The 15,670-nt window shown below is 64.6% G+C and carries 14 protein-coding genes and 1 pseudogene; 8 read left to right on the top strand and 7 right to left on the bottom strand.

Annotation, left to right across the window (positions count from 1 at the left end; all coding sequences use genetic code 11):
• The first annotated feature begins 56 nt into the window (after window positions 1-56).
• The 4 genes from AC1DMS_RS12255 (at window position 57) to AC1DMS_RS12240 (ending at window position 6,044) form a co-directional block, all read left to right on the top strand.
• On the top strand, window positions 57-422 hold the full coding sequence (locus AC1DMS_RS12255) for a hypothetical protein (protein WP_478181083.1): 366 nt from the start codon (window positions 57-59) through the stop codon (window positions 420-422).
• 167 nt (window positions 423-589) lie between these two features.
• Window positions 590-3,727: an SNF2-related protein gene (locus tag AC1DMS_RS12250; RefSeq protein WP_478181082.1), complete on the top strand. Its 3,138-nt coding sequence runs from the start codon at window positions 590-592 to the stop codon at window positions 3,725-3,727.
• A gap of 479 nt (window positions 3,728-4,206) precedes the next feature.
• Window positions 4,207-5,571, top strand: coding sequence for a hypothetical protein (locus AC1DMS_RS12245; RefSeq protein WP_478181081.1), 1,365 nt, complete (start codon window positions 4,207-4,209; stop codon window positions 5,569-5,571).
• Window positions 5,572-5,618: 47 nt separating this feature from the next.
• Window positions 5,619-6,044, top strand: coding sequence for a very short patch repair endonuclease (locus AC1DMS_RS12240; protein ID WP_478181080.1), 426 nt, complete (start codon window positions 5,619-5,621; stop codon window positions 6,042-6,044).
• Between the two features lie 62 nt (window positions 6,045-6,106).
• Here the strand turns inward: AC1DMS_RS12240 and AC1DMS_RS12235 are convergent, their stop codons facing one another.
• Complete coding sequence (locus AC1DMS_RS12235) at window positions 6,107-7,630, bottom strand: NYN domain-containing protein (protein ID WP_478181079.1); 1,524 nt, start codon at window positions 7,628-7,630, stop codon at window positions 6,107-6,109.
• A gap of 192 nt (window positions 7,631-7,822) precedes the next feature.
• On the opposite strand from AC1DMS_RS12235, the gene AC1DMS_RS12230 reads away from it, so the two are divergent.
• The 3 genes from AC1DMS_RS12230 (at window position 7,823) to AC1DMS_RS12220 (ending at window position 9,751) form a co-directional block, all read left to right on the top strand.
• Window positions 7,823-8,197: a DUF2513 domain-containing protein gene (locus tag AC1DMS_RS12230; protein WP_478181078.1), complete on the top strand. Its 375-nt coding sequence runs from the start codon at window positions 7,823-7,825 to the stop codon at window positions 8,195-8,197.
• 15 nt (window positions 8,198-8,212) lie between these two features.
• The gene (locus AC1DMS_RS12225; protein ID WP_478181077.1) at window positions 8,213-9,070 is read left to right on the top strand and encodes a hypothetical protein; all 858 of its coding nucleotides are present in this window, start codon (window positions 8,213-8,215) and stop codon (window positions 9,068-9,070) included.
• 129 nt (window positions 9,071-9,199) lie between these two features.
• Complete coding sequence (locus AC1DMS_RS12220) at window positions 9,200-9,751, top strand: hypothetical protein (RefSeq protein WP_478181076.1); 552 nt, start codon at window positions 9,200-9,202, stop codon at window positions 9,749-9,751.
• A gap of 107 nt (window positions 9,752-9,858) precedes the next feature.
• On the opposite strand, the gene AC1DMS_RS12215 is transcribed toward AC1DMS_RS12220, so the two are convergent.
• Window positions 9,859-10,377: a hypothetical protein gene (locus AC1DMS_RS12215; RefSeq protein ID WP_478181075.1), complete on the bottom strand. Its 519-nt coding sequence runs from the start codon at window positions 10,375-10,377 to the stop codon at window positions 9,859-9,861.
• A gap of 384 nt (window positions 10,378-10,761) precedes the next feature.
• Between AC1DMS_RS12215 and AC1DMS_RS12210 the strand changes: the two are divergent.
• Window positions 10,762-10,968, top strand: a pseudogene (locus AC1DMS_RS12210) (J domain-containing protein); the annotation flags it as partial.
• Between the two features lie 597 nt (window positions 10,969-11,565).
• Here AC1DMS_RS12210 and AC1DMS_RS12205 read toward each other — a convergent pair.
• The 5 genes from AC1DMS_RS12205 to AC1DMS_RS12185 all read right to left on the bottom strand — a co-directional run bounded on the left by AC1DMS_RS12205 (window position 11,566) and on the right by AC1DMS_RS12185 (window position 15,646).
• Window positions 11,566-11,802, bottom strand: a complete 237-nt coding sequence (locus tag AC1DMS_RS12205; protein WP_478181194.1) for a hypothetical protein — start codon at window positions 11,800-11,802, stop codon at window positions 11,566-11,568.
• Between the two features lie 697 nt (window positions 11,803-12,499).
• Entirely contained in the window at window positions 12,500-13,495 is a 996-nt protein-coding gene (locus tag AC1DMS_RS12200; protein ID WP_478181074.1) for an AAA family ATPase, read from the bottom strand.
• Window positions 13,492-14,361: a toprim domain-containing protein gene (locus AC1DMS_RS12195; protein WP_478181073.1), complete on the bottom strand. Its 870-nt coding sequence runs from the start codon at window positions 14,359-14,361 to the stop codon at window positions 13,492-13,494. Before AC1DMS_RS12195 ends, AC1DMS_RS12200 begins: the two co-directional genes overlap by 4 nt.
• Window positions 14,358-15,395 carry a ParB/RepB/Spo0J family partition protein gene (locus AC1DMS_RS12190; protein ID WP_478181072.1) on the bottom strand — a complete coding sequence of 346 codons (1,038 nt, stop codon included), beginning with the start codon at window positions 15,393-15,395 and terminating at the stop codon, window positions 14,358-14,360. Before AC1DMS_RS12190 ends, AC1DMS_RS12195 begins: the two co-directional genes overlap by 4 nt.
• Entirely contained in the window at window positions 15,395-15,646 is a 252-nt protein-coding gene (locus AC1DMS_RS12185) for a hypothetical protein (RefSeq protein ID WP_478181071.1), read from the bottom strand. Before AC1DMS_RS12185 ends, AC1DMS_RS12190 begins: the two co-directional genes overlap by 1 nt.
• Window positions 15,647-15,670: the final 24 nt, after the last annotated feature.

Here is a 15,670-nt window from a genome sequence, read left to right as displayed (position 1 = left end):
GCAGGCTCGGGCAGCAGGTCAGCAGCAAGAAGTTCAGATGAAAGCTTGAGGAAATCATGCAGAACCAGATCTTCGATTCGCTCGTCGCCAGACTGGGGGAACATTTCGGGACGGGACGTCCGCTCGACAGCGGCACAGGGGTTCGGTTCCAATCCGTTCGGCGTGGCAAGCTCACCGTCTATCACGCGGATCTCGCCACCGGGAACCAGGCCGAAGTGGCGTTCGAGCCAGTGTCCATGGCCAGGCGGCTCTCGATATCAGAGGGGGAGATCCGGGCGCTGGTTGCCGAATTCCGGGCTCGGACGGGCCGCGACGTGTGGCCAGACCCGCAGTTCAACTGGCCGCGGGTCGGCTTTGCCGACGCTGCGCATGTCGAAGCGATTGTGACCGCCATCGAGCACAGTCTCGGGGCCGCCCGATAGGACAAGGGCCGACGAATCATGTCCGGGCTGACTCGATCGCGCTGGTGGCGCAATGCAAACCCCTCCGCCGGGCGGTGGGCCTGTCCGCTGTCCTTTGCAAAATGGAGGAGCTCACGTGACCTGGCTCGCGTTCGCAATCATGACCCGATGACAACGGTGCAGGTGCCATGACGATCGAATTTCACGCCGGTCTGCGTGTTCGCCTGAAGTCGAATCCGGTACGCGCCGGTGTGCTCTCGGGCGAGAAGACCGGGAACCCGATCTCACCGAGATGGCAGGTGATCTTTCCTGACCGGACCGATTTCGTGCCGGGCCTGGCTTTGGAGCCGGTACCCGAGGAAGGTTCGAACCCCTACGACGACATGCGCAGGTTGCGGTTCGGCAAGCCGCGGGACCTGCGCTCGGCGCTTACGCACGCAAGGCTCGGCGGGAAGCTCGCCGACCTGATCTACAGCCTGTACACGACCAATACCGATTTCTACGCCTACCAGTTCAAGCCCGTGCTCTCGTTTCTGGATTCGCCCTCGCGCGGCATCCTGATCGCCGACGAGGTCGGGCTGGGCAAGACCATCGAGGCCGGGCTGATCTGGACCGAGCTGCGCAGCCGCGAGGATGCGCGCCGGCTGCTGGTCGTGTGCCCCGCGATGCTGCAGGACAAGTGGAAGCAGGAGCTGGCGGACCGATTCGGCGTGGACGCGCGCAAATGCGGCGCGCAGGAGGCCGTGGAGGTCCTCGAGCATGCGGCCGGCAACTCGCGGGCTTCCTTCGCGATCATTGCCAGCATGCAGGGGCTGCGTGGCCTTTCCGACTTGCCTGAAGACGATGACGAGGAACAGTCGCTGGCCGCCCGGCTGCGACGGATCGCCGACGACAGCGCCGGCGACGATGCCGCGCTCGACCTGGTGATCGTCGACGAGGCGCATTACATGCGGAACCCCGAGACGCAGACGGCGCGGCTCGGGCAGATTCTGCGGCGCATGACGAACAACCTCGTCCTGCTGTCCGCGACTCCGGTGCATCTCCGCAACTCGGACCTGTTCCACTTGCTGAACCTGGTCGACAGCGACTCGTTCCCGCACGAGTGGTCGTTCGATCATGCGTTGCAGGAGAACGCACCACTGATCAGGCTGCGTGACCTGCTGCTGCAGGGCAAGCCGGACGTCGAGGCGATCGGGGCGACTCTCGATGACGTGAGGGGCTCCGCGGTGGCCGTTCGCAGCGAGGCGCTGCAGTTCCTCCTGGCGTCGCCTCCCAGTGCGGAGACCCTCTCGTCCGTGAGTCACCGCTTGGCACTGGCCGAGCAGATCGACCGGATCAACCCCATCACCAAGGTCGTCACCCGGACTCGCAAGCGCGATGTCCACGAGCGCCGTGTGGTGCGTCAGCCTATCGCGCTGCGCGTGGACATGACACCGATCGAAGCCGACTTCTACGACCAGGTGACGGCTGCCGTGCGAAAGTATTGCCGGGATCTCGACATGGCCGAGGGCTTCCTGTTGACGATTCCTCAGCGGCAGATGTGCAGCTCCATGGCAGCGGCGTGTCGATCATGGTCGCGGCGCAGCAGCGAATTGGACGACGAGATCGATCAGATCCTTTGGGATGCCTTTGGCGAGGATGCGTCCCTCGATGCCAGGGCCCGAAAGCGCCCGAACGCCGACAGCCTGATCGCCCAGCTTTCGCGCATCGCGCGAGACGTGGGCAACTTCGAGGCCTTGCGGCGACACGATTCGAAGTTCGAAAAACTGCGCGACCAGCTGCTCACGTACTGGAAGACGACCAGCGGCGCCAAGGTCGTGCTGTTCGCGTACTTCCGTGACACGCTGACCTACCTTGCCGAACGATTCGCGGAGATCGGCGTTGACTCGGTCGTGCTGATGGGCGGTATGGACAAGCCGGCGGCCCTTGCACGCTTCCGGTCCGCTGACGGACCGCGCCTGCTGCTCGCATCGGAGGTCGCGAGTGAGGGCATCGACCTGCAGTTCTCCTCGCTGCTGGTGAACTACGACCTGCCATGGAATCCCATGCGGATCGAGCAGCGCATCGGCCGCATCGACCGCATCGGGCAGAAGGCAGAGCGTATCGTCATCCTCAACCTCTTCCTCGGCGGCTCACTTGATGACCGCGTATACGTCCGCCTTTTCGAGCGCCTCCGGATCTTCGAGCGTGCGCTCGGCAGCCTCGAAGGAATCCTGGGCGAGATGATCCGGGTGATGAGTTTCGACCTGCTGCAACACGACCTGACGGAGGAGGAGGAAGCGGGCGTCATCGAACAGACATGCGTGGCGGTCGAACAGCGGTCACGAATCGAGGAGAACCTGGAGCAGGAGGCGGGACGCCTGGTGGCGCATGGTGACTACCTCCAGCATCGGATCGCTGCGGCCAGGGAGCTCAATCGGTATGTGAGCTCGGAAGACCTGCAGTCGTACGTCGGTGATTTCATCGGCGAGTACTGCCAGGGCGCCCAGCTGGTTCGTGTCGGTGAGGGGGACCCGGCCCTGTGGGAGATCGATCTCGGCCCCCCGGCACGGGCTGCGTTTGCCGACTTTCTGGAGAAGGAGCGCCTGCAGGGCAGGACCAGGCTCGCGATAGCCGCCAGTGGCCGCCAGCCCTGTGTATTCGAGAACGTCCTAAAGCGGGGCCGGATCGACGCGGAATCGATCTCCCAGTATCACCCGCTTGTCGCGTTCGTGCGCCGGCGACTGGAGGCCGAGGAGCGGCATCGACATGCAGTGGTGTCGGCGGTTCGCCTCCCTGGGGATGCAGTCCGTGGAGTCGGGGTTGGAGCCGGGGTGCATGTGTTCGCGGTCACTCGATGGAGCATCAGCGGCGAACAGGACTCGGAGCGCCTCGCGTTCGAGGTCTTCAGACCGGGAGCGTCCGGCAGTCTCTCCGCCGACGATGCCGAGCGGCTGGTGACGGTGGCCGTCATGCAGGGCCTGCCATGGCCGGCAGCACACGGACAGCTGGATGGCGACACCATTGGCGACTGCTTCGAAACGGTCATGGATGCGCTCGACGGCAGGTACCAGGACTACACGGCCGGCGCAGGGCGGGAGAACCGGGACAGGGTAAGTTTCCAGCTGGACCAGGTCGACCGGCAGGAGGCACGCGAGATCCAGCGTCTGCAGGAAATGATCGATCGTCTGCGGCAGCAGGGAAAGTTGCGGACGATCAAGGCGAACCAGGGGCGGCTCGCCAAGATCCGCGAAAGGGCAGCCGAGCGTCGGGCGAGGCTACAGAACCGGAGGGAAGTGCGGCACGAGTCGATGCTCGTCTGTGCGGGCGTTGTGCTGATCGATTGAGGACGGGTCAACAAGTCAAGGAGAAGAGGATGAAGAGGTTGGGAACGCAGCTGAGGGATGCGTTGAAGGCCCTCGGACTTGGCGTCCGCAAGGCCGATTCGAGCGGGCCGAGGACCGGCGCCGATCGACTGCCCGGCGGGCTGGCGCAAAAAACCGACACGGTGGGGAGGGCGGCGCCGGCAGTGCCACCCCGACGCGCGACGGGACCCGTGCGTCTGGCCTCCCCCGCGCCGACCACCGGCGGATCGCCCGGCGGACGAAATCGCCTGACCACGAAAACGCGACAACCGGAACCGTCGCCAGCGCCAGGGCGAGCGGCGGTCCGGCCGGAACAGGCGGTCGCTGCGAAGCCACCGCGGCCGAGAACGCGGCTGCTTCGTAGGGGTGACTTTCATCCACATCCGCTCTTCGTCGACGATCCTGCCGACGGCGGTTCTCTGCCCGCATTCGAGTACCGTGGAACGGAACGACAGTTGACCATGCAGCCGGAGAACGAGACGGACCTCATCATCGGTCTCGATTTCGGCACTTCCGCAACCAAGGCAGTCATCCGGGATTCGTTTGCGGCCACGGGAGTCTTTCCTGTCCCCCTGAATGGCGCGCGTCCCGGCATCAATGGCTACCTGCTTCCGACGCGCGTTTTCCGGACCGGCGAAACCTATTCGCTGGAGCAGGGCACGCATCGCGTCGCGAACCTCAAGCTCGGGCTGCTTGCCTGCAGGGCGAAGAGCCCGGTGACGGAATTCAACGACTGCTGTGCTTTCCTTGCACTCGTCATCCGCCGGGCCCGGAGTTGGCTGTTCACGGAGCATGGCGACATCTACCGGCGGCACGCGCTGAACTGGCGCCTGAACCTGGGTCTGGCGGCGCGCTCCTATCAGGATAAGGACACCGTGACCTTGTTCCGGCGGCTGGCCTGGGCTGCCGCGAATCTGGCGGCTGATCCTGGTGCGGACACCATTACCCTCGAGAAGGTCGACCACTACCGCCTCCGCTCGCTCTCGGCAGCCTCGGACGCGCCGGACGGAGTGGCGGAATTCGACTGGTCGGGCGTGGACGCCGTACCCGAGGTAAGTGCGCAATTGCAGGGCTTCATGTCGTCCGCCCGATGGGACTGGAACTCCAGGCCGGTGATGATGCTGGTCGATGTGGGCGCAGGCACCGTGGATTCCGCGATGTTCCACGTTCGTGCATCGGCCGACGGCGGTGGCGTGCTGACCTTCTACTCGAGCCGGGTTGAGCCCAACGGTGCGATGAACTTGCATCGTGCACGTGTCGACTGGCTGCAATCACTTCTTCCAGATGTCGACAACGATGAGGCGACAGGCGCACATCTTGCCGCAATCTCGATGCCCACCGACAGGTTGCGCCCCATTCCGGAATCGGTGCGAGAGTACCTGCCTGCCTATCAGCTCGAGGTCGTTGGACAGGATGTCGACGAAGACTTCTTCGTCAAGCGCTATCGGGCGGAGGTCGCCGGGAGCATCAACGACGCGAAGGTGGGAAAGGGCCTGCCGAGCACGCAACTCCAGCGCGTCCCCTTGCTACTCTGCGGTGGCGGATCGCGCATGCGCTTCTATGGTCGCATCGGGGAGGCCATCAACACGACGCCGGAATGGCGGGTCGGCGTCGAGATCGTGCGCCTGCCCGTGCCGCGAGATCTCGTCGACACAGGGTGGCATGCCGACGATTTTGATCGGCTGTCGGTAGCGTATGGCTTGAGCCTCGCGGGTCACGGCGGGACCACGCTCGGCACGATCGTTCGGGCAATTGACGTGCCTGAAATACGAACCTATCTTCCGGCCGAACGGGAAGACAGGTTCGTCTCGAAGGACCAGATGTGAGAGTGCGATTGACCGAAATGGTGTCGAGGTCGGGGCCGGGGTGAGTGATGGTTGACATCGTCGACCGAGCCACGCGCTCGAGAATGATGGCCGCTATCGGCCCCGCCAACACAGCGCCCGAGCTTTCCGTTCGGAGGTATCTGCACGGCACGGGTCTCCGGTTTCGCCTTCATGACGGCCGGCTCCCGGGCAAGCCCGATATCGTCCTTCCTCGCCATCGCGTCGTGATCTTCGTGCATGGCTGTTTCTGGCACCGCCACAGCGGGTGCAGGCTCGCCACCACGCCAGCGTCGAATCCCGATTTCTGGGAGAAGAAATTCCGGGGCAATGTAGAAAGGGACGCGGCGAAATCGGCTCTCCTCGAACGCCTCGGATGGACTGTCTTCACCATCTGGGAGTGCGAAGCCCGGGACCCTGTCAGGCTTGACGGCCTGTATTGGTCGATCAGGGCCCAGAGCGCAGAACCTGAATGACAGGATGGGGAAGGGCGGGATGACGGACCATGCGGCGCTCGGCCAGGTGGACCGCCGAGCTGCTAGACGTGGGACCCGGCCTGCGGACTGCGAGCCCAATTGCGCAGCTGGGCTTCCTGCGCGTCGTCGAGGAGCAACTGCTCCCGCCGGCACAGATCCAGGACGCTGTCCACGAACTTCTGACCCATGGTGTCCTGAGCGACAGGGTTGCTTCCGAATGAGTGCCCTCCGAGCACGATGCCCTTGAGCACGAAGCTCACATCGCTGCGGCTGATTGAATGGCCCGTATTCCGGCATCGATCCCGAACCCGCTTGCCCGTGTCGGTCAGCAGGAACGGATGCTCTGAGAGGTCGGCTGCCAGACAACCGAGCAGGAAGCGAAACTCTGTCGGTGATAGGAGGGGCATGCCTGTTGCAACATGCACTTGAGTCAAGAGCGGCAACAGGTGGTTGTCAGGCCCCCAATCTTCAGTGGCATCAGTGCGGGACTCGGCCGCTGTCGGCGCGGTAACACGAGGATCGATCACCCGCCCACTCCCCACTGACCAATCCACCTGCAGCGGCGAGAGGTTCAACGCCTCCATGAATTTGCGGAACGTCCCTTTGCCGCCCCAGTCGGCTGCAATAGGGCCGAACTGGTCGGTGATCAATTGGGCCAAGCGCCCGCAGGGCACCGGCTTCCGGGCTTTCAAAACCTCGTCCCGAACCAGGTGCGCCACCCCATCAAGCGCGCTTTCAGCGCTTTGGGCGGGCTTCTGAATGGACGCGACAGAGCGATCCGGCAGCGCGTGGCGCTTTGGATCTGCGACGAGGCCCAGCTCCCAGTTCACCAGGAGCGGTTCGAGCTTCAGCGAGTTCAGCAGCCCCCGAAAACTGTTGAAGCCAGCCCAGTTGGCTGCATCGAGCCCCTGCACTTCGACCGGGGCCTTGCTCGCCAGCCAGGCCAGTGCCACCGGTCTGGCCGAATCACTCACGGTCCTGCCGATAAACCTCGCCACGCCACTGGCGATGTCTGCCTGCGACCGCACGGGTGCGACCGGCGCTGGCGGCTCCTCTGCCTCTGTCTCGTAAAAGCCAAGTCCGGCCCGGACGAACTCATCCTGGTCGATCAGCAGGTCGGCCGACGCCTGGTAGGCGGCCGAGGGGAATCCGATGGCCAGGACCGTCGTGCGCCGATCCCAGCGTCTGAGTTTCCGCAGCACGGGTGTGAAATCCGCGTCGGCCGAGAAGACGATGAACTCGTCGTAGTGGACGTCGTGCTGCAGCAGATCGACGATGTCCAACACCATGTGGATGTCGGTGCTGGTCTTGCCCTCGCTGGTCATGGCGGGGCAATCGATGATCTCGAAACCGGCGCGGTTGAATGCGGGACGGAAACGCTGGTAGACCTGTGGATTGAGATAGCAACGCCGCACGAGCAGTCGTCGGTTGGACCCGGACGGTGCATGGGGCGGCGCTGGCAGCGATTCAGTCAACCATCGAATCCAGGTCAGGGGCTGTGATGCAAACCGATCGGCGAGAGCCGGGTCAAGCCGGCGCAGACCCGAAAAGACGTTGTCAAAGTCCACAAACAGGGCGCTCTTCATGTTCGAATTCTTGGTTTCTTGACGAAGCCGACATCATCGCCGCTTGCTTCGATGGGTGCTACGGCGAAGCGCGTGTGCCGCCCTGTGGTGAGGTGGCGGCTTCGCCCCATCAACCTGTCGTCATGCTCAGCCTATGGGCGCGCCCTGGTCGCCGGTAGGCGCGCCCGGACTTCGGCCTCACAATGCCCTCCCATGAAACGCGACTGGGACACCATCCGCTCCGTCCTCGAAGAAATTGAGGGCTTGGGTGAGCAGCAATTCCAGGGAGCCCAGTACTCCTACAGCCAGGACACCCCGCCCGATGAGACCGAGAGGGTGCGGCACCTGCTCCTGCTGCGCGATGCTGGCTTCATCCAGGCCGTCCGCTTCGACTCCCTCGGTGGGCCGGGCATTGCATGTCCCGAGCTGACCTGGGAGGGACACGAGCTTCTGGACATCATCCGATCCAAGACGGTCTGGACCAAGGTCAAGTCAATGGCCAAGGACAAGGGGCTGGAGCTGTCGCTGGATGCGGTGAAGGCCCTGGGCAAGGTGGCGCTTGACCAAGTGATCGGCGGGATCGCGTAGTAGATGCCGGTCTCCTTGCCCAACAATCCCGCCATCATCGCCGCCATCCCGAACCCGCCCGAGTGGTGCCTTTTCTGGCAGTGGTCCTGGGAGTTGACCTGCATGCCTCGCAGCGAGTGGGCCGCTTGGGTCCAGGCTGTCGGCGCCATCGTCGCCCTCTATGTCGCCATCAAGGCGCCTCAGTGGCTGGCCGCGCGTGAACGCAAGCGCGTTCGACGTGGGTACTTCGCCGTGATAGGCCTCGACCTACGCACCGGCCGCGTGCTGGCCCAGACCTACCTCAGGGGGCGAGTGCAGTCTCCAGCCTATCGGGTGCCCCTGCACGGCCTCGCGACCGCGCTCCCGGCCCTGGTGGCTGATGAGACCCTGGACACGACTCAGACCGCCGCGCTCTCCGACTGGTACTTGGACGCCACCAGCTTCAACGATTGCCTGGACCTCACGGCGGAGTTGCGACGCGACAAGGGCGATTGGCGGGGCGAGGTCAGCCGCAACATGCTCAAGGCCGAGCACCTGATCGCAGGCACCGACCCACGCCGGCCAACCCGGTACGACGACGCCATGCTCGTCCTTCGTCAGCACATGACCACCGCGCTCCGGTATCGCATCGACCGGCATTGGTGGAGGCTCGTGGGCCCCGTGGTCTTCAAGCGGATGCCGAACGACCACGTGACGGGCCAGGAGCGCCAGAAGGAGTTTCGTGCCCCCCTCCCACTCCGGGGCGGCGACGCGGCCCGTAGGCCGATGCAGGAGGGCAGCGTGGGCCCGTGCAGAATGCCGAGCCATGAAGTGCACCACCCTCATGCCCCTTGTTGTGATCCTGCTCGCATTCAGCCTCTGGCTGGGGGCCGCTCTGGTCCGCGTGGAGAATGAGCGGCATGCGCTTCAGATCGGCATGTGTTCCTTCAACCCGACCGAACCGCTGTCAATGTTCCAGTGCCTCAAGAAAGCCGAGACGCGCACGGGTTGGTGGTGGCATCTGTACTCCGCATTGGTGAATTCATGAATGCGGCATCGGCTCCCCTCAGCCTGGATCAGTGGATTCAGATCGCCAACGCGGTCGGCACATGGGTGGCCGGCCTCGGCACGCTGGCAGCGGTCATCGTCTCGCTGTGGCTTGCGCTCGACTCTCGCCGTGTGCGACTCAAGACCCGCGTCGGCATCTACTGGCTCATACCCGGAGACGGGACGCAGCGCACCGAATTCGTCAACTTTGACGTGACCAACGTCGCCGAGAGGCCCGTGACCATTTCATCGGTGGGCTGGGTGATTGGCCGGGGGAAGGCGAGGCGGTTTGCGCTGCAGGACGTCTCGCAGATGCTGGACGACGTGCCCAGGCGACTGGATCACGGGCAGAAGGCGAACTTCGCCACCGAGTTGTCTCGCAGCGCATGGCTAGGCTACATCGCGGACTTTGTACAAGAAAGCCCGATCAAGACCATGCGCGGCACCGTCACCACTTCGGTGGGCACTATTGTCGAAGCAGAGCTGGCACCGGAGTTGGTGCAGCGCATTCAGGTCGTGCTTGACGCACGTGCTGCCGTTAAGCCGTAGCCGCCGCTGCCTCCGTCGTCCAGCACACGTGGTGCTTGCTTCCGACGTGCCGTGTCGCCTACACAGGCCGCATGCCGTCTTGAAGGACGGCGGGGACTCGGCCAGCGTCACCCCTTCGCGTCAGGCCGCATTCGCGCGAGAAACGCGAACACGGCCTGCTCACGGCGCTCTTCACAGTCCACGATCGTGGACACCAGGTGATCGAAGGTTGCCCGATGTATCCCCTTCCTGCGCAATCTCGCTTCGGCCTTCTCCTGTTTGCGCCAGGAGCGACCAATTTCGCCCTCCGATTGGCTCGCATAGGCCACGCTCGCACACAGCCGGCAGCGAAACGCGCCGCTGCACAAATAGAGCACCGCCGCGCGCCGGGCACAACTCGGACAGGCGAACCAGGGGCGCCATCCTCCGTAGGTGCATGCGGTGCGCTCGAGCTTGACCCGATGGTCGCCTGGCCGGCCCTCGGTCGCGTAGCGCAGCCACAGGACACCGGGCTCGGCGAGCGTGCCGATGATCCCCATGCTTTTGCCAGCGCGGCTCCATCCCGAAGAGCCGAATGCACCTGGCGCCAGGAGCCCGGCGCGCTGCAACACGCGCACGTCTATGCGCAGGCACTGTTCGGCTTTCATCTTCCAGCCGGGTCGGCCAGCGCCGTACCTGATCCCGCCACGTCCCATGTTCACCGCTCCACAGAATACGAAATCATCAGGCAACTCGTCGGCAGCGCTGAGGCATTGCTGGAATTGACCCCAGAAAAAACTGCGAGGTCCTTCCCGCGTCAGCGAGCGATCGGCGACGTGGCAGAGCGGCGGACATTAGTCGCTCTGGAGCTCATGACAATCGTCCCATTGCGATCCAAAAGCTGCCTCGGTAGGCTGTCAAGAAGCAATCCGAAAGGCGGGGCCGATGACGACTGAACTGAGGCTCGGCGGGCGCCGCGCGGTGATGCAGCCCGCTTCAGCCACGCTGCCGCCTTGTCGAGAGGAGCGAGCCAACATCCTGGACTGGCTTTTATGGTGAATCGTTTTCGCAGCTCCCCACCCTACTACGACATCCTTCAGGTATCGCGCGGCGCAAGTGCCGCCGTCGTTCGTGCGTCTTACCGCGCGCTTGCTCAGAATTGCCATCCCGACAAGAACACCGCCGATCCACAGCGTGCCCATCGTGAGATGCAGGCGCTCAACGAGGCGTACAGGGTGCTGTCGAATCCGGAACTTCGTTCGAAATACGATTCGGAACTGCGCGATCTGGATGCCGAGGTAGAGGCCGTAGTGCGCCGGACTCGGAATACAGAGCGACAAGAAGCGTGGCGAGACGGGCAAGCCGCTGGCGCCGCGTCTGCAGCAGCAGCGCGTCCACCGCCACCGACACCGCCACCACCACCACCACCACCTGCGCCTGCGCCTAAGCCACCTCCCGCGCAACCTAAGGCACCCGATCCCCGGAGAACGCAACAGGCCGGCCATCGAAATGAGGGGACAACTGCAGCTGAATCGGCGTCGGTCCACCGGGCCAATGCGGATATCAGGGGAACCTGCAAGCCACGCCGCTTCGTGACCGCACCATGGCGCGCATGGGCCGTTGGCGGGCTAATTTGGGTGCTAGTTGCTTGGGCGGTTATCGAGGTTTTACCCATCGGTCCCGATGCGCCGCGAATTTTCGCTGCGGCGTCGCAAGTGGCGGGAGCGCGCGTCGGCGCTGCACCGCCGAGCCCTGGCAAGTACATAACTGATCCAGTCCTTCTGGCGAAACTAAATGCGCCCGAGGCACCAGTGCCTTCCACTTCCCCACCGGCGCTGGCGCCGCGTGAATCGGAGTCAGAGCTGCAGGCCAGAGCGCAATACAACCAGGAACTCGCGCGCCTGGAGCGGCTGGTTCCTCTGATCGACCCTGAACACTCCTTCGCCTTTGATCAGCAATTCGTCCAGGACGTCATTGACCGCAAGAAAGCGGCTTGGAGCATGGGGACCAGTCAGATCGAAGCGCTCCGCGTGGCCTTGCACGAGGCCTGCCGAGCCGAAGTCGAAATCAACGCCGATTGCGCTCGGACCCAAGACGCGAATGCGCGGTGCGCCTTGGCTCGTGTGCGAGCCTTTTACTGTTCGAGAGGAAGAAGCTAGCAGGGCTGGTTCGCGCCGAGCGTTTGATCACCATCCTCCGGCCGCGCGGGTGTCGTCGTTTCCGCGCTGAGGAACGCCGGACACCGCTGCGAGATCGTCACTAGCTCTAACGGCAGTCCGGGCCCGAACCCGGAAGCCGTAGGCTCCCGGCATTCCCATCCGGTAGACGCCTTTCCCGCAAGGTGCCTGCACTCGACGCAACGCCGGCGGTCGTCGCCCTCCACATCGCGCAGGTGCAATTGCCCGGCAAGGTCGTCCGCATCGACCTCTCCGAGCCCTCGCTCGAGAAGCGCGGCGCGGCGGCGCACGAAGGTGCTGGCCTCTTCGTCGGTCCACGGCTGCGCGTGACAGGTGTCGGCCTGCTCTCGGGACAGCCGAAACAGACAGACAGTTGCACCCGTGGCGTGCGGCAGTGCACGCTCCCGAGCGGCGATGCAACTCGCAGGTTGCGCACTCGTTGCATCGGCGGTTGCATGCAGAACCCGGCAGCCACGCGGGGTTGCAGCCCGGAGTTGCGCAGGAGTTGCATATGCGGTTGCATGCTCGGGGGCAGAAGTTGCATGTTGCGTTTGCTGGGGCACGCAACGTGCAACTTGCCGCTCGACGGCCGCCTTCAGGGCGTCACGCAGCTTCATGGCCTCGGCGCCTTGTCGGCCTTGATCAGACCTTTTTCGCGCGCCGTGCGCAGATGCCGGCTCACGCTCGACTTGTTGATGTCCAGCTCGAGTGCAATGTCGTTGGGCCTCAAACCCTCGTTGGCGAGATCCACGACACGCTCGAAGGTCGATGCTTCCACCGTTCTGCAACGCCAGGTGGCGCGATCGACGGCAACGTTCAGTTCGAGCTCGATGCTCTCGGCCTGGTCGCCGACGAGGTTGCGGGCCTTCGAGAACTCCACGACGAACACGGCGCCCTGCTGCGGGTCATAGTCATTGGGGCGCGAGAGGCTGATCACGACGTCCAGCAGGTCTTCGCGCTTGGAGGTGCCGCGCTGCTGTCCGCCCTTGCCAGCGTGATGCACCAGCAGGACCGCGATGCCGCGGCGGCGCAGGGACAGCAGCCAGTCGGCGATGGGGTGCCAGGATTCCGCCTCGTTCTCGCGTCCGGAGCGGGCCCAGGCACTGAGGTTGTCCACCACCACCAGGGCGGTGTCGGGCTCGATCATGGCGTCGATGACGGCCTGGCCTTCGTGCGTGGACAAGTCAGGCAGCGTGCGCCCGTCGGGCACGAGGTCAGGCGTGAAGATGCGCAGGTAGCCCGGTGCCGGCTCAGTGTCCGGGCAGTGCATCAGCAGACGCTGCTGCATCAGCGCACCAGGCAGTTCCCCGTCCAGATAGAGCACCTTGCGCGCAGCGGGAGCTTGCCAGCGGGCAAAGGGCCCGCCTGTGGCCACGGCAAAGGCCACGGCCAAGGCGAAATGCGTCTTGCCGATACCGCGCGACGCGAAGACCATCGCAAGGTCCTGACTGCAAAGCCATGGTGACAGCAGCGGCTGGCGCGGTTTGAAATCCATCGCGGCCAGCTCGGCCGCGTCCACGGCGTGCAGAGGCGGCAGGTCGTCTGTTGGCACGGGGTAAGCGGCTTGGATGGCCGCCAGCACCGGGTTGTTTTCACGCACTGCGCTCATTCGGCCACCTCGATCCGGCCAGCGAGCCGGTGCAGGTCGTTGAAGTCACTGTCGCTGTCCCCTCGCGGCAGGCCGGTGAAATCGGGCACGGCCAGGAGGCCGCCCACCGCCGCGGCGGCTCGCCTCGCCGCAGTCAGGCCAGGATTGCCGGGGGTCTTCCAGTCGTCATCCGCGGCGACAACGAGCGTCAGCTCCGGGTACTTGGCGCGCAGGGCCAGCGCCACGGGCATCAGATTGCCCGCGTTGAAGGCCACGGCCACGGCGCAATTGGTGTCCTCGTGAATGGTGGCCCCGGTGGCATAGCCCTCGCAGATCACCACCTTGCCGATCGGGCAACCGAATGCGTGGTAACCGCCCTTGACCCGCCCGCGCGGGTGAAAGCGCTTGACGCCGAAGGGGCTGATGCTCTGCAAACTCAGGAGGCAGCGGTTGTTGTCCCGGATGGGCACGAGCAGCAGGTCGCCGTCGATCCGAATACCGTGAGCGCCAACCCCCTTGACGGTCAGGTAGCGGTGCTCCCGGGTCGCCCAGTCAGCCGCTGCCCAGCGCACCAGGGCGCCAGTAGCCGCTTCGGCTTCGCGTTGCCGTTGTTCGGCGAAGTGCAGGCCGGTCATGACGTTGACCACACGCGCGAGGTCATGACGTTTCAGCGTCGACGGATCGCGCTCGCGATGGCGGATTTCGACATACCCGCACCGAAAGCAATGCGCGACGCCACGTCCGTCCTCGTTGATCCGGACGCCCATGGTCTTGTCGCTGGGCTTGCGACCGCAGGACGGGCAGGAAATGCGGTGGTCGCCCACGGCGAAGTCCGACCAGGAAATCAGTTGCCGGGAACTCGGCAGGGTGAGGATGTTTCGCTTCATGCGGGAGCACACTTCGCTTCACCGATGACGGTGTTCAATGTTGCGGAGCGCGAACAACCAACGTCAGAAAGGAGTCGCTTCACTTCGGCCACAACCTGGTCGGCCGAGCCGACGTTCAGGAGTTGCTGCAACTGGGTGAACAGGTCGGCGTGGACCTTGCCGCGGCTCGTCTCATCCGCGAGCTTTTTCGTGAGCGATGCGAGCTGGCCTTCGAGTTCGCGGACGCGCTGCTGCACGGCCTCCGTCTCGTCGACCGGGTTTTCCTTGCGGCGGTCGGAGGGCTGCTGTTGCGGGAGTGCCGACACTGCTGCACGCGCCGGGCTGTCGAGGCCGGCCGCGGCATCGCGAGGACGCCCGGGATCGGGAAGTGCCGCGGGACCGACAATCGGGGGGGGCGCTTTCACCTGCTCCGCAGCCTGCTTCAGGGAAAGCCTGCCGGCCTTGACCTTGTCCGCCACATCCGGCTTGTCGGCGGCTTTCACCGACTTCGCATAGGCAATGATGCGCTCGGACAGCCCGGTGATCTTCGCGACCTCAGCGATGGATTTTTGAGGGTGCGCACCGGGTGCGGACCCACCGTGTTGGTTCGATCCAATAGGAAGCCACGCATACACCGAGACCGCCGCGAAGGCGAGCTGACTCGCGGTCAGGTGACGCCGAGCCGCGTTGGCGGCAAATACGTATTGTTGAGGGTCCTGGATATCCGGACCGATGCAGGGGCAGTCGATCCTGAGTTCCGAGGCGGCCCGGTAGCGGTGCCAACCTTCGAGGACTTCGCCGTCGTAGAGGACGATGGCGTGTTGGACGCCATAGATGGCGATGCTGCCCTTCAGGCGCTCGTAGTCTTCCGGTGACATGTCCGGAAACGCTCCGGAAAGGGCGTGCCGCGTGAGGCCCTGCGGCGCCTTCGCGAAGACGCCAGCTAAGGCCAAGTTGCCGGTCGGACCAGGGTTGCCTGTCCGCTGAGCACTGCTTTTGTCGATCCTGGGGAACTCGGCGTTCGGGCCGGTCACGGGAGTTGCCGGTGAATTCATCAGGCCTCCTGTGCGGCCGCAGGCTGACGGGGCGCGGAGCCCGCTTCCAGAACACAAGCGTCGAACTTGTCGGGGTTCACCCACAGGCGACCGGCGATGTACAGCAGCGCGCCCGCCGCCACCAGCTGTTCCTTGCGCGGGCGGATGTACCAGCGCAAGGAGTGGATGCCGGAAAAGATCGGGGCCGTGCGCTGCTGGTATCCCTCCAGCGTGAGCAGGCACGCCAGACGCGAATCGGATTCGTCATTCATCGAGAAACTCCTGAATTGACGGGC

It is taken from the genome of Variovorax sp. 05T418, from assembly GCF_056396385.1.
This window is presented reverse-complemented; position numbering and strand designations above follow the sequence as displayed.

Excerpts from the sequence above, each read along its gene's own strand:
- AC1DMS_RS12255 (WP_478181083.1), top strand. The coding sequence starts at position 57 with ATGCAGAACCAGATCTTCGATTCGCTCGTCGCCAGACTGGGGGAACAT.
- AC1DMS_RS12250 (WP_478181082.1), top strand. The coding sequence starts at position 590 with ATGACGATCGAATTTCACGCCGGTCTGCGTGTTCGCCTGAAGTCGAAT.
- AC1DMS_RS12245 (WP_478181081.1), top strand. The coding sequence starts at position 4,207 with ATGCAGCCGGAGAACGAGACGGACCTCATCATCGGTCTCGATTTCGGC.
- AC1DMS_RS12240 (WP_478181080.1), top strand. The coding sequence starts at position 5,619 with ATGGTTGACATCGTCGACCGAGCCACGCGCTCGAGAATGATGGCCGCT.
- AC1DMS_RS12235 (WP_478181079.1), bottom strand. The coding sequence starts at position 7,630 with ATGAAGAGCGCCCTGTTTGTGGACTTTGACAACGTCTTTTCGGGTCTG.
- AC1DMS_RS12230 (WP_478181078.1), top strand. The coding sequence starts at position 7,823 with ATGAAACGCGACTGGGACACCATCCGCTCCGTCCTCGAAGAAATTGAG.
- AC1DMS_RS12220 (WP_478181076.1), top strand. The coding sequence starts at position 9,200 with ATGAATGCGGCATCGGCTCCCCTCAGCCTGGATCAGTGGATTCAGATC.
- AC1DMS_RS12215 (WP_478181075.1), bottom strand. The coding sequence starts at position 10,377 with ATGAAAGCCGAACAGTGCCTGCGCATAGACGTGCGCGTGTTGCAGCGC.
- AC1DMS_RS12200 (WP_478181074.1), bottom strand. The coding sequence starts at position 13,495 with ATGAGCGCAGTGCGTGAAAACAACCCGGTGCTGGCGGCCATCCAAGCC.
- AC1DMS_RS12195 (WP_478181073.1), bottom strand. The coding sequence starts at position 14,361 with ATGAAGCGAAACATCCTCACCCTGCCGAGTTCCCGGCAACTGATTTCC.
- AC1DMS_RS12190 (WP_478181072.1), bottom strand. The coding sequence starts at position 15,395 with ATGAATTCACCGGCAACTCCCGTGACCGGCCCGAACGCCGAGTTCCCC.
- AC1DMS_RS12185 (WP_478181071.1), bottom strand. The coding sequence starts at position 15,646 with ATGAATGACGAATCCGATTCGCGTCTGGCGTGCCTGCTCACGCTGGAG.